Consider the following 13,806-nt stretch of genomic DNA (forward strand, 5'->3'; position numbering starts at 1 on the left):
ATTTAATGACTTGTTCTTCATTGAATATTTACGCAATTTACACAGGAGGAATATATATGACACACCGTGATCCCAAAGTAGAAAAAGTTGAAGCCCTCCTTGACCGTTTTGGCAATCTTGCAGTGGAAGGTTTCCACTACATCGCTTTATTTGTGATTGGCTGTATGATCATTTGGTCTGCAGGCCATACCATTTTTGAAATTATTACAGTTAAACAATTCGCCACGATTGACGATATTTTATTATTGTTTATTTACCTCGAACTCGGTGCCATGGTTGGTATTTATTTTAAAACCAACCACATGCCTGTTCGCTTCCTGATTTATATTGCTATTACTGCCCTGACCCGTTTACTGATTTCGGACATTCAACATGACCATAAAGCAGATATGGGCTTGGTCATTACTACAGGTTCGATCCTCATTCTTGCTGTGGCCATTTTGATTGTGCGCTATGCCTCTTGGACTTACCCTTCGGTTATTCGAGACAAGCATTCCGAAAAGCCACTGCCTGAAGGAAAAACCCCTCGCCCACAAGATGATGAATTGGCTTAAACACTAAATCGTTCCCTCTCCTTTTAGGAGATGAGTAGCACTGCTACGCAAGGGAGAGGTTATAAACCTTATCGATTAGGCACCAGCACATAGCGGCCATTTTCAAAGATCCAGTACATGCCACTTGGGGGTGCAGGTAAACCTAAACGCTGCCAATCACTAATAAAGGTATAGGTCGAACTCGAAATACTAGCGCTGGCAGGATCGCCATTGACCCAACTATAGCTCTGCGAATTTTGAGTAATCGTGGTCGGCGCATTGTATTGAATACTAATGCCACTTTGTGGATACTGCGGATAAGGTCGATTTGGATATTGCGGATAAACCGGCGGACGACTTGGATACTGAGGATAATGTTGAGGATAATTCGGCGCATGCTGCGGATAGCCAGGCCGATTCATCGACGGTGGACGGTGTTGTGGTTTTGATGTATCTACACCTTGGTAATTTGCCCACTTGTTTTCCGCAAAAGTACTGGCTGAAGCACTGATCAGCATCACACCTGCAATCGCATAGAATAATGTGGTTTTCACTTAAGCTCTCCTCGACGGTTTATACGCTCAGTATAAATTCCATTGTAGGAGAAAAAATGGATAAAAATCCATCAAGTGCAAGAATTTGTTAATTTTCCGACCAAGCTGATCGCACCTTCAGGCTAGCCTGTTTTTCATTGGATTATGCTAAGATTGATTTTATTTCGTAGTGGATCAAATGCTGTGTCTGAATTAAGTTTTGACCGACTTCATCAATTTTTTTCTAAAGTTCCAAGTATTCAAGAACAACTGATTGACTCGTACGGAACCGATGGTAAAACTGCTTGGTGGTTTAAATTTCAAATTAATGTAGATCACCCTTTAGCATGGCAAACTGTTCAAGAATTGGGCCATGTATTGAACTATATTTCTAAAAATGAACGCTTACCGACTCAATTTTTACCGGTTTCTCCGCCACCATATATGAATGGCGAAGCAAGACAATTCTTGTCTTGGGTGATTCAATGTAACCACGCCGATTTTCCACCAGATATCATCTGTGACTGGTTAGAAGCTCGTTTGCCACAACCAGTAGATGATGCCGATAAATGGAAAATCAAAACCGATATTAAAGAATTGGATCAAATGTCAGATAAAGATTTAGATCAAATCGTTCCGCCGAATCCTGTACCGAAGAATTAAAACTGATTAAATTCCTCCTAACCTCCCTTTAAAAAAGGGAGGAAAGTCCCTCTTTTTAAAAGAGGGATTTGGGAGATTAAGACAATTCTAAAAAGTAGATATTCCGCTCCATTCCATAAAGCGATACAACACATATTTCAAGGTCGATTCATCCGCATATTTACTATAATCGACACTCATTTGTTTACCATCCAGATTTGACCAAGCCGTATTAAAGTACTGCGATGCATCTTTAAAAACTTGCGCATTTTTCAGACCAATCACGCGTAAATCCGTTTCTAAATTATAGTTTTTCAAGTTACGCGCGGTGAAATTTGCCGAACCTAAAATCATATCGGCTTGATAAGCAGTTCGTTTTAAAATCATCTTGCTATGGCACTGCTCACCTTGGGTATTACACCAACGTACATCAATACCCGCCTCATGTAATTCGGATGCTACAGGTCGATTTGGAATGCCATTTTTGGTTCGTCCAAAAGCATCCTTATTCGGATCGAGTAATACACGAATTTTCACGCCACGTTCATGTGCAGCAATGAGTGCTTTGATAATTTTACGTTCTGACAAGTAGAACATAGCAATATCAATTTCAGTTCCAGCTTTCTTCGCACTATCAATTAAGTCGAGTGTGGCATCATAAATGGCTTTTTCAGTCAGCACTTGAACCTGTGGCTGAGTTTTCGCGGCTTCAACATCTTTAATCACTACAAATGGAATATTAGCTTTAGACATCATGCCTACGGCTTGCTCGGTCTTTAGCAGATCAATCGCGGTCATGCCTTTGACGGTTAAGGCCACATTGGAATGTCGTGAGCTACCATCATGCGGATTCATAGAGGTGACCAAACCTTTCCAACCGTCAACGGTATCGACCACCAAGGTTTTACGATGATTGGCTTTAAAGTTGAAAAGATCCATATAACTACGAATCGTCACTTTCTCGGTTCCCAATGGGTTCGGTAACCAACCTTTTTGTGGGTTATTGCCAATATCTTGACAGCAGATATACCAAAAGCCTGACCATGCAGGATTGGAAGCACGAAGCGGTACCAAATTGGTTTCCATCAACTCAATGCCCCCTTGTCGTAATTGACGATAATGTTCAGGTTGAATGCCGCCATATACCGAATTGACCGGGTCAGTAATCACAAAAATTTCCACTTGAGGAGATAGACGACGCTTCAAAATCAGTGCATCGGTCAGTTCCTGTGTTAATGGTTCATGTTTTAATTGAGAGTCGCCAACTTGAGGATTAAAGAGAAACATATCCAACACAATGGTCGACTGTGCTTCCTCAATCATTTTCAGCATTTCTTTAAAAATGCGATGTTCCTGTTGCTGCTTTCCTTGCGCATCGATATAGGTTTCATCCACTAAAAAGTTCACTTCAGCATGGCGAAGTTTTCCCGTGTAGTTCAACCCTTCTGGGAGTGGCTTTAGCGTGTGATAGGTTGCCGAGGCCAAATAACCTAAAACTAATAAACCAATGACCACACCCACATAGCGACGACGTGACCAATTGAGCTTGTGATGTATTCGTTGAATGATGCGCATAAGAAAAAACCTAGTCTAATGCGCTCAGACTAGGTTCTATTCATTGATTTTTCAAGAGGATTTCTGTGACTTTACCTAGACTTACTTAGAGAAGTCTGTGCAAATTCAATTAGAAACCAAATTCAAGACCAACCGTAAAATTACGACCGACTTGTGGAATATTGGCAAGGAATGACGTATGAGAGTAAACATCTTCATCCAATAAATTATTGGCTTTGAAATAGACTCGATAATCATTTTGATCTTTCAATTGACCACTATAGGCCACACCCAAATTCACCATGTTGTAGCCATCTGTTTCACGCTCAAATGCAGTAATTTTGTCTTGTTTGAATACATGTGAATATTCTGCAAGACCTGACCAACCATCGGCAAAGTCAACATCGACCTTGGTTCCTAAGCGCCCGGCAGGCACACGTGGCGCATTTTCACCATCAATTTTGCCGCGAACATAATCACCAAAGACACTGAGTTTATACATGTCATTTACTGCATAACCCACTTGAGCTTCCGCGCCATAGAACTTGGCTTTGTCTTGGGTGTAATCAACTAAGCGGAAGTTTTCAAAATTATCTTTGGTTGCTGCATAAATGTAGTTGTCATACCAGTTGTGGTACACATGAACGTGATAATCCAACTGATCTTTTTCATAATGGAAACCTAATTCGAGATTATTAGATTTTTCAACATCTAGATTTTCATTCCCACGTTCATAGGTATTGGTCGCAAAATGCTTACCATCTGCATACAGCTCTTGCGCCAATGGCAAACGCTCTTGATGAGAACCCACCAAGGATAATTTATAATTGGGTGCAAACGCCCAATTCACAGCACCTGAATAAGAAATGCCATAATCATCATAATCTTTTTGTGCAGAATCGATCTGAATTTTCTGCTGATCGACACGGGCGCCCAGCTCGACATGAAAATCACCAAATTGTTTATGCTCTAAACCAAACACACTCCATTTTTGGGTTTTATTTGGGTTCATCAATGACTCTTCACCACTGATATTGAGCTTTTGCTGATTGTATTGTGCGCCAATCACACCTTCCCAATCCGCAATCGGGTTATGCACCAACTCTAAACGGCCATCATAACCTTTACTTTTAAAGGTCGTTGCCGCTGTATCACCTTCAATTTCATCATGTTGATAATCGGTATAACTTGCATGTGCACGGAGTTTTTGGAAGCCCGCAAACGGATTCGCAAGTTCGGTACGGAAATCATAGCGTTCTGACTTTAAGTCGACCCATGGGCCTGCGGCATCATGATCGTGATCATGTTCATCATGCGCTGAATGATCATGTTCATCGGTATGCCCATGGTTGTCATGACCATCACAATGTAAATGGTCATCATGTGGATGGCAGCTTTCATATTCATGACTATGACCCGGCAAGCCATATTGGTCTTGACGGTTGCTATAAGACAGTCCAGCAAAACCACGATCATGAATCCATGACGCACCTACACTGACATTTTGCCCTTCTGCAAAAGTATTACCGACTCGGCGTTCTTTTTCTAATTCGCCATCATGATCATGAAAATAATTGGGTGCAATATAGTCATTGGCTTTACGTTTCGAGCCTTCTACACGGATGGCAAATTGCTCACCTAACGCAGCAGTAACACCGGCACTCGCCAATTTTTCATCACTGCCTGAGTTATAACGAACCCCAACTTGCCCTTCATAACCTTTATCAGGAATAGAGGTAGGAATCTTTTGATCCGTCACGTTGACCAAACCGCCGACTGTTCCTGCAGCATATAACAGTGTTGATGGTCCACGGATCACTTCAATTTGTTTGGCCAAAATCGGATCTACCGTCACTGCATGGTCAGGGGATAAAGTTGAAACATCTGCTGTTTCAGATGCATGCTCCAACACTTTGACACGTGGCCCATCTTGACCACGCAGCACAGGACGACTTGAACCTGCACCAAACTGATTTGAATATACACCGGGCTGTCCGGCTAACGCATCACCAATTGTGACGCCACCTTGTGCAAGGGCTTTATGTTGAATGACATTATCGGCAACAGCAAAATCTGCCGCACTTTGGTTTAAGGGATGGACCTGAACATTAATGGCTTCGAGCTTTTGTACCTGTTGTTCTGGGTCATCGGCATAAAGGTTGGGTGCAATCACTGCAAAAATCGAAACAGTTATTAAATTCTTATGAAAAGACATGTTGAAGAGACTCAAATCAGGATATTTTTGAATAATGTTATAATATAACATTTCATTCGTTTTGCAATAAAAAACATTCTAATCTGCCCAAATCATATACACTCACCGATACTACATTGTATTTATTCATATATTTATTTTAGTTCAATGCCTTTTACCATATCCCATGCTGTACTCGCACCGCCTATTTCCAAGTTAAGCGGAAACCGCCTGCCTATTGCAGCACTCGCAATTGGTAGCATGGTGCCGGATTTATTCCGTTTATTTACTAATGCTGACTACAATGGATCCCATCAATGGTCGGGGTTAATTTTTCCAAACTTAATCCTAGGTTTGCTGTTTTGTGTGCTGTGGTATGTGCTCTATCGCCCGATGTTATTTGCTTTTTTTGGTTTAAATAAGCCGCTGAATCTACAGAATTTCAATAAATTTTGCGGATTTATACTCAGCCTTATCCTCGCACTCATCGTTGGAACATCGACGCATATTGTTTGGGATGGCTTGACCCATGTTGACTTTCGTACCTTTGCTTTTAAGGATCTGTTAAGTCTGCCGATTCAATTTTTTGGTCATTCATATCCCCTACATCGCGTGTTGCAAATTGGATTATCTGGCTTGGCACTCCCCGTTTTGGCATGGATGATTTATCGTCATCATCTTCACTATCGAAGTACTGCAAACGTCCCCACATCCATCAAAGTCTATGTATATGGTTTAGCGGCCCTGTCTTTAGCTGCGGGCATCGCAAGTTATTTTTATTTTGCTGACAGTATTTATTCAGATGCATTTGTGCATGACTTGTATGCCTATGTCGGCAAAGCCATTAATTATTTTTTCCGTGCATTTTTAGCCACGTTTAGCTTCGGTAGTCTGATATTTCTGATCTTAAACAAGAGCACCAATATTTTTTCAACGTCATCGGCTTAAGCCCATCATTGACCGAAAATTTGCTGTAAATTTGGCAGTTTTAGCAATAAGTCCTTGTGACAAAACAGCCAAAAAGAGGCATAATCCCCTATTCGAATAAAAGCGGTGCGCTGTTTACGCATTCGCTGACCTTAACCCATATAGTTGGATTTCTAACGCTATGATGCGAACTCATTACTGCGGCTCACTTACTGAAGCCCAAATCGACCAAACCGTTACATTATGCGGTTGGGTTCACCGTCGCCGTGACCACGGTGGTGTAATCTTCCTTGACATGCGCGACCGTGATGGCCTTGTTCAAGTAGTGATTGACCCTGATACTCCTGAAGCTTTCGCGACTGCTGATAAATCACGTTCAGAATTCGTATTAAAAATTACAGGCCGTGTACGTCGTCGTTACGAAGGTACTGAAAACGCGAATATGACTAGCGGTCAAATCGAAGTTCTTGGTAAAGAAATCGAAGTTCTTGCTGGTTCAGAAACTCCGCCATTCCCATTGAATGACGACAATACAAATATTTCTGAAGAAGTACGTTTGAAATATCGTTTCTTGGATATCCGTCGTCCAGAAATGTTAGATCGTCTTCGTTTCCGTTCTAAATTGACTAACCTAATTCGTAACTACTTCGAAGAAAATGGTTTCTTGGACGTTGAAACACCAATTTTAACGCGTGCGACTCCTGAAGGTGCACGTGACTATTTAGTACCAAGCCGTGTTTCTAACGGTAGCTTCTATGCGCTTCCACAATCTCCACAACTATTCAAACAGTTGTTAATGGTTGGCGGTATCGATCGTTACTACCAAATTGCTAAATGTTTCCGTGATGAAGACTTACGTGCTGACCGTCAGCCTGAATTCACACAAATCGACGTTGAAACATCGTTCATGAGTGACGATGACATTATGGATTTGATGGAACGTTTAACGGTTAAGATGTTCAAAGAACTTCTAAACGTTGAATTCGACAAGTTCCCACGTATGACTTATGCAGATGCAATGCGTGACTATGCATCTGATAAACCTGACTTACGTATTCCTTTGAAACTTGTTGATGTTGCAGACATGATGCAAGACGTTGAGTTCAAAGTATTCGCAGGTCCTGCTAAAGACCCTAAAGGCCGTATTGTTGCGCTTCGCGTACCAGGTGCTGGCGCGCTTCCACGTAGCCAAATCGACGAATATACTAAATTTGTTGGCATTTATGGCGCGAAAGGTTTGGCTTACATCAAAGTCAACGAGCTTGAAAAAGGTATTGAAGGTCTTCAATCTCCAATCGTTAAATTTATCGAGCCTATCGTACTTGATCTATTGAAACGCGTTGGTGCTGAAAATGGCGACATCGTATTCTTTGGTGCGGACAAAGCGAAAATCGTAAATGATGCGATGGGTGCTTTACGTATTAAAGTCGGTCACGACATGAAACTTGCAACTTGCGAGTGGGCGCCACTTTGGGTTGTTGACTTCCCAATGTTCGAAGAAACTGATGACGGTAAATGGACCTCTGTGCATCACCCATTCACTTTACCAAAATCAAGCGTTGAAGATGTGAAGAGCAACCCAGGTGAAGCTTTATCTGTCGCGTACGACATGGTGTTGAACGGTACTGAAATTGGTGGCGGCTCACTGCGTATTTATACTTTAGAAATGCAAAAAGCGATTTTTGAAGCTTTAGGTATTGAAGAAGAGGAAGCCGAAGAGAAATTCAGTTTCTTGTTGAATGCGTTGAAATACGGTGCGCCTCCGCACGGTGGTTTGGCATTTGGTTTAGACCGTTTGGTGATGTTGATGACGGGTGCTTCGTCTATTCGTGATGTGATTGCCTTCCCGAAAACCAAGACAGCTGAATGTCCATTGACTCAAGCACCTGCACCAGTTGAGGCGACTCAATTGCGTGATTTAGGTATTCGTTTACGTGAAAAACCAAAAGCAGAATCTCAAGAATAAGTTTTGAGAATGTGAGAAGAACCCTGCAAATTTGCAGGGTTTTTATGAATTGAGATATGATCTAGCTAGTGGCATAATAGCGCTTCGTTTTGAATTTTAAGTTGAGCGTTACTATGGCTATGCGTCCTGCAGTTCGTAATCGTGGCATTATGCTAATTGTATTTGCTGTCGCTCAATGGTTATTCATGCGTTATATTCTGGCCAATAACCTATTTGCCTTAGACACCAATGACCGTATTTTGTACTTTAGCTTAAGTTCTATTGGCGGCGCATTTGTGATTTTTGTGGGGCTGATTTATATGGTTTTAAAAGGCAACGCAGAGAAAGTCGAATAATTCCCTTCTTTAACCACTGAGTGGTGACTTTCCTCAGTGGTTTTATCTCGTTTTATTTTGTTCTGAAAATGTTTAACTCCTTATCTGTGATTTAGACATAGGGGCAGCATCATCCTTGCTGTAATAAAACTCTTTGCAAAATTTTCTTCTTATAACCAGTGTAGTTTTCAAAGAGTTACAACATTATGTATTTTTTCCTCAAAGTCATTTCCCGATTTCCGTTGTTTTTTTTACAGCTTCTGGCATCCTGCATTGCAATTCTGCTGTATTCCTTCAATTCCTCACTCAAACGAATTACCAGCATCAATTTAAAGCTGGCTTATCCAAAACTAGATGAAACAGCCTACCAGACTCTCCTCAAGAAAAGCTTAAAAAGTCAATGTATGACCTATATAGAATCAATCAAATGTTGGGGTATGCCGCCTGAATACAGCTTAAATCAGATCAAAAATATTTACGGAGAGCAGCATCTTACAGAAGCCTTAGCCAATAAAAAAGGCGTTATAGTTGTGGTTGCACATTTGGGCTGTTGGGAATTTTTAAATGCATGGCTGAATTTACATGCCGCCCCGATGATCATGTACAAGCCCAATAAGCATAAAGCGGTCGATCGCTTTATGCTAGAAGCGCGCCAGCGATTGAATGCCACGCTTGTCCCCACCGATGAAAATGGCGTGCGTGCCATCTTTAAACATCTGAAGCAAGGAGGATTAACGGTCATTTTACCGGATCATCTTCCTAAAGCATCGGGAGGTATTTATTCAGAATTTTTTGGGCAAAAGACCTTATCTACTACGCTGGTGTCAAAACTGGCCAGTAAGACCCAATGCAATATAGTAGGCCTCAGTTGTATTCGTGATGAAACATCAGGTTTTAATGTGTATTGCTCACCACTATCCGATCAGATTTTATCGAAAGATTTACAAACTTCAGTGGATAGCTTGAATCAAAATTTAGAAGACATGATTAATATCGCATCCGAGCAATATGTCTGGTCTTATAAGCGGTTTAGAAATGTTGAAGGGAATAAAAATCTTTATACATCTCAGGCACTGGATAAATAGCGATGCTATATTGCCATACACAACCATAGAATCATGCTGATTTTTTAGTCGCTCAGTGGTTATTTATGTACTCTATACTTGCGAATGATATCTTTATACTCTAATACCCCATTAGTCTATTATTTCTTAAAGAGTATTTTAGGTGCACTGGTAATTTTATAGGATAGTTTATATAGTGTTGAATAGGAATCTGGATAAATAATAATGGCAAAATTAAAGATTTTAGTGATTGGCAAACGAAATGGCATTCTCCAATGGTATGAAAATATATTGGACTCAAATGATCAAAGCGCTGACTATGTAATTTCAGGCTTTGCTCTCAATCATAACAATACACTAGAACGTTTTTTAAAAAAAATTATTCCCAACAAAGACGTATACACAGCGAAATTACTAGAGAAAAAGTTATATTCATTTCAACCAGACTTAATTTTAATTGTCGATTTATTTTACTTCTCACCCTCTTTAATAAAGGTTTTATCAAAATATCCATGTAAAAAAACGCATTGGATTGGTGACTTCTTTGATCAAAGATTAGCTAAATCTAAAGAGATTATCGATTTATTTTGCTTTACAGATTCCAGCTTCATGGAGGATGCAAAAAAAATAGGTATTACAAATAGCCTGTATTTGCCATTAGCCTATAATCCCAATATCTTTTTTGAAGGCAAAGAGTCGAAAGCTGAACGCTTATTATTTATTGGTGCGTGGTCACCTAACAGACAGGAACTGATTGAACAAATTCCTCTTCCTCTTACAATTTATGGTAAAGGTTGGGATAAACTCAAAAAAGCAGATAGTATTATTCATCCATACAATATTCCTTTAACGCAAGTAGCAAATCTTTACCGAAAACATAAATATATTTTGAATCTGATTAACAAAAAAAATATTAGGCAAGGTATGAATATGCGATGCTTCGAAGCACCTGCATGTGGATGTATATTAGTCAGTGAATATGTTGAGGATTTAGAATTAGTATTTAAAATTGATGAGGAAATTATTTACTTTTCAAATCCCCAAGAATTGAAAAGTAAACTTAAAGAAACCATAATTAATGCTAGATTAGCAAAAGATAAAGTCCATTATCACCACACCTATAAAAATAGGTTAAAAACTCTGGTTGAATTGTTACTTGATTCAAAAATTTCACAATAGATCTAGATAGGTTACCCATTCCGTGTTTGTTAGCGTCATTATTCCTTGTTATAACCATGAAAAATATTTAGAAGAACGTATTAAAAGCATTCTTAATCAAACTTTATCCGACTTCGAAATTATTCTACTTGATGATCTCTCTCCAGATAACAGTGCTGAAATATTAAAAAGATATTCCAACCACCCAAAAGTTTCGCATTGTATTATCAATGAAAAAAACTCCGGCTCAACTTTTTTTCAATGGAATAAAGGGATTGAACTGGCAAAAGGAGATTTAATCTGGATTGCAGAATCAGATGATGTTGCTGATCCACACTTTTTAGAGAAGCTGGTTGCTCCATTTTATAAAAATAAAAAGTTAGTCTTAGCCTATAGTCAATCTTATCGCATGAATGAAAATGGCATAGTGACAGGTTCATGGAAAGATGCTACTGATCATCTTAACCCGACTCTATTTGAAAATGATTTCGAGATGTGTGGCTTAGAATATTTTGAAAAGTTTTTAAACACAGGCAATACTATTCCAAATGCGAGTGCCGTAGTTTTTAAAAAGCAAACCTATCTTGCTGTCGGTGGAGCAAACCCTAGTTTACGCTTTATTGGTGACTGGGAAATTTGGGCAAAAATTGCATCACAAGGAGAAATATTCTTTTCTCACGAATGTTTAAATTATTTTCGTTACCATGACACAAGTGTCATCGCTCAAGCAAAAAAGAAAAAAGATCATTTTGAAGTTAGACGTCAAATTATATTATTTCGACAAAGCCTGTCTCACTTTTTAGGTCATTATCGAAAAACACATCCTAATGCAAATAAAGCCTACAGCATCAATCAGAAAAGTTTATCAAAAGACCTTCGCAAGAATGCTTCTTTAGCAATACGACGTCGCTATTATGACAGAATTATTCCCACCAGCTTCATAGCATTAAAAACTCTACCATTCTATATAAAACCATTCTTTTTTTTACAATTAATCCTACAATGTATCTTATCCTTCCTTATAGTAGCACCTTATAAAGCAACATTAGAATACCTAAAATAGCTAAAACTTACCATGGTAATCCCCCCATCAATAATATTTATCTAAACTCTATATTAAATAATTAAAATTATATGTTATAATTAAACCTAAAGTCCTTGAAATGATAATTTAATTCTATGGATAATATCCTAACTTTAAAATACATATTTAACAAAGAAGGAAGTTTTGGAAAATTGTGGCAGTTATTTCGTCGCCACTTCATCCACAATGGTTTTGCTTCAACTCTAACGTTATGGAACACAAATAAAAAAGAAGCTATTTTTAAAAAATGGGCTGTCTCAAAAAACAAAAAAATAACTATATTAGCAACACCACATACCATTTTTATTGCCAATCTAATATCAAATTCATTAGAAAAGATTGGAATATCTTCTCAAATTGAAATCAACAATAATAAGAAAAAATTTTCAGAAAATTTATATTTTGTAATATGTCCACAATCATTCAAAACACTTCCGAAAAATCGTATTGTTTTCCAACTTGAACAGTCTATTTCTAATCGTTGGTTTTCTAAAAAACACATCAAAAAATTAGAAAATTCTCTATTAGTTATGGATTATTCATTAAGAAATATTGAATTCTTAAGCACTCATTTACCACTTTCTCAATTATATTTTACTCCAATATCATGCTTTAAATTACAAACTGAAGTATCAACCTCATCTTTTGATAATCAAAACAATGTTTATGAATATGATGTTCTGTTCTATGGTGACACAAATAATGAGCGAAGAAAAAATTATTTAGATGCATTAAAAAACAAATATAAAGTAAAAATTATTAATAATGCTTTTGGAGAGGATATTTGGAATGAAATCAAAAAATCAAAAGTTGTTATTAATATTCACTATTATGAGGATGCCTTATTAGAAACAACTCGTCTGCAGGAATGTCTCTCTAATAATGCTATTATTGTTTCAGAAAAAAGCTCTGATTTTGAACAGCATGATAATTTGATGCCTTATATTGACTTTGTTGAAATAGGGGATATTGAGGGGATGATTGAAAGAATCGACTTTTGGATCAACCACCCTAAGGAATACAGTCTCCAAAAGAGAAAAATATATAATCATATAACAAAGGAGCAACATATATTTGATTTTTATTTATTTCGTATCCTAATGTCTTTGGACTTAATTAGCTTTGATGATTTTTATAAAAAAACTCATAAAATATGGAAACCAACAGATCAATTTTGGTGCTTAGGATTACCCGAAGCTATCGAAAGACAGCATGAATTTTCTAATGAATTATTAAAATATAATAAAATTTGGAAATTCCCTGGAGTTCGACACCTTACACCTTGGATTGGTTGTGGACTAAGCTACAAATATATATTCCAATATGCTATAGATTATAATTTTAAAAAAGTTATAATTTGTGAAGACGATGTAAAATTCCCCAACGATTTCAAAGAAACTCTTAATAAAATCTGTGATTATCTCTGTTGCACTACTAATAACTGGGATATATTTTCTGGTTATATTACTGATTTACATCCCGAATCTAATATAACAACGTTAGAGTTTTTAGGGAAATATCAATTAATAAAAACGAATAAAATGACTGGAATGGTTTTTAATATATACAACCAACCAATCTTTGAATACATTGCAAATTGGGATTATAGTAAGAAACTATTAGGGGAAAATGCTATAGATCGATACATAGAAAACCATAAAAACTTGAATGTAATTACTACCATTCCGTTTATAGTTAATCATAAGGAAAATGTTCATACGACCTTATGGAATAGGAGCTCGCGATCATTTTCCTATTGTGAAATTTCAGAAAATAGCCAAAATCTAATTAAAGAAACCATTAAAAAAAATTCTAAGATAAAAAATAGTTCTTAAAT

Annotated in this window: 12 protein-coding genes; 9 read left to right on the forward strand and 3 right to left on the reverse strand. The window is 37.9% G+C overall.

From position 1 onward, the window contains the following. The first annotated feature begins 56 nt into the window (after positions 1-56). Positions 57-554, forward strand: a complete 498-nt coding sequence (locus FTU37_RS04380) for a phosphate-starvation-inducible protein PsiE (protein WP_180123873.1) — start codon at positions 57-59, stop codon at positions 552-554. 68 nt (positions 555-622) lie between these two features. Here FTU37_RS04380 and FTU37_RS04385 read toward each other — a convergent pair whose 3' ends face one another. Then, positions 623-1,087 carry an RcnB family protein gene (locus tag FTU37_RS04385; RefSeq protein WP_373684076.1) on the reverse strand — a complete coding sequence of 155 codons (465 nt, stop codon included), beginning with the start codon at positions 1,085-1,087 and terminating at the stop codon, positions 623-625. 183 nt (positions 1,088-1,270) lie between these two features. On the opposite strand from FTU37_RS04385, the gene FTU37_RS04390 reads away from it, so the two are divergent. After that, positions 1,271-1,729: a hypothetical protein gene (locus tag FTU37_RS04390; RefSeq protein ID WP_180009379.1), complete on the forward strand. Its 459-nt coding sequence runs from the start codon at positions 1,271-1,273 to the stop codon at positions 1,727-1,729. A gap of 87 nt (positions 1,730-1,816) precedes the next feature. Here the strand turns inward: FTU37_RS04390 and FTU37_RS04395 are convergent, their stop codons facing one another. After that, positions 1,817-3,283, reverse strand: a complete 1,467-nt coding sequence (locus FTU37_RS04395; protein ID WP_180009381.1) for a phospholipase D family protein — start codon at positions 3,281-3,283, stop codon at positions 1,817-1,819. A gap of 109 nt (positions 3,284-3,392) precedes the next feature. Then, a complete protein-coding gene (znuD, locus tag FTU37_RS04400; RefSeq protein ID WP_180123874.1) occupies positions 3,393-5,477 on the reverse strand; it encodes a zinc piracy TonB-dependent receptor ZnuD in 2,085 nt (694 codons plus the stop codon). A gap of 147 nt (positions 5,478-5,624) precedes the next feature. On the opposite strand from znuD, the gene FTU37_RS04405 reads away from it, so the two are divergent. From FTU37_RS04405 to FTU37_RS04435, 7 genes are all read left to right on the forward strand, one after another. Next, positions 5,625-6,404, forward strand: a complete 780-nt coding sequence (locus tag FTU37_RS04405; protein WP_180009385.1) for a DUF4184 family protein — start codon at positions 5,625-5,627, stop codon at positions 6,402-6,404. 160 nt (positions 6,405-6,564) lie between these two features. Continuing rightward, positions 6,565-8,349: an aspartate--tRNA ligase gene (gene aspS / locus FTU37_RS04410; RefSeq protein WP_180009387.1), complete on the forward strand. Its 1,785-nt coding sequence runs from the start codon at positions 6,565-6,567 to the stop codon at positions 8,347-8,349. 113 nt (positions 8,350-8,462) lie between these two features. Next, positions 8,463-8,684, forward strand: coding sequence for a hypothetical protein (locus FTU37_RS04415; RefSeq protein WP_096901541.1), 222 nt, complete (start codon positions 8,463-8,465; stop codon positions 8,682-8,684). A 185-nt stretch (positions 8,685-8,869) separates the two neighbouring features. Then, positions 8,870-9,748 (forward strand): lysophospholipid acyltransferase family protein, encoded by an 879-nt coding sequence (locus tag FTU37_RS04420; RefSeq protein WP_180009389.1) that lies wholly within the window; start codon positions 8,870-8,872, stop codon positions 9,746-9,748. A gap of 204 nt (positions 9,749-9,952) precedes the next feature. Continuing rightward, complete coding sequence (locus FTU37_RS04425; RefSeq protein WP_180009391.1) at positions 9,953-10,906, forward strand: glycosyltransferase; 954 nt, start codon at positions 9,953-9,955, stop codon at positions 10,904-10,906. 22 nt (positions 10,907-10,928) lie between these two features. Next, positions 10,929-11,948 (forward strand): glycosyltransferase, encoded by a 1,020-nt coding sequence (locus FTU37_RS04430; RefSeq protein WP_180009393.1) that lies wholly within the window; start codon positions 10,929-10,931, stop codon positions 11,946-11,948. Positions 11,949-12,064: 116 nt separating this feature from the next. Continuing rightward, a complete protein-coding gene (locus FTU37_RS04435; protein WP_180009395.1) occupies positions 12,065-13,804 on the forward strand; it encodes a glycosyltransferase family 25 protein in 1,740 nt (579 codons plus the stop codon). Positions 13,805-13,806: the final 2 nt, after the last annotated feature.

It is taken from the genome of Acinetobacter sp. YH12097, from assembly GCF_013419225.1.
Lineage (GTDB): Bacteria > Pseudomonadota > Gammaproteobacteria > Pseudomonadales > Moraxellaceae > Acinetobacter > Acinetobacter amyesii.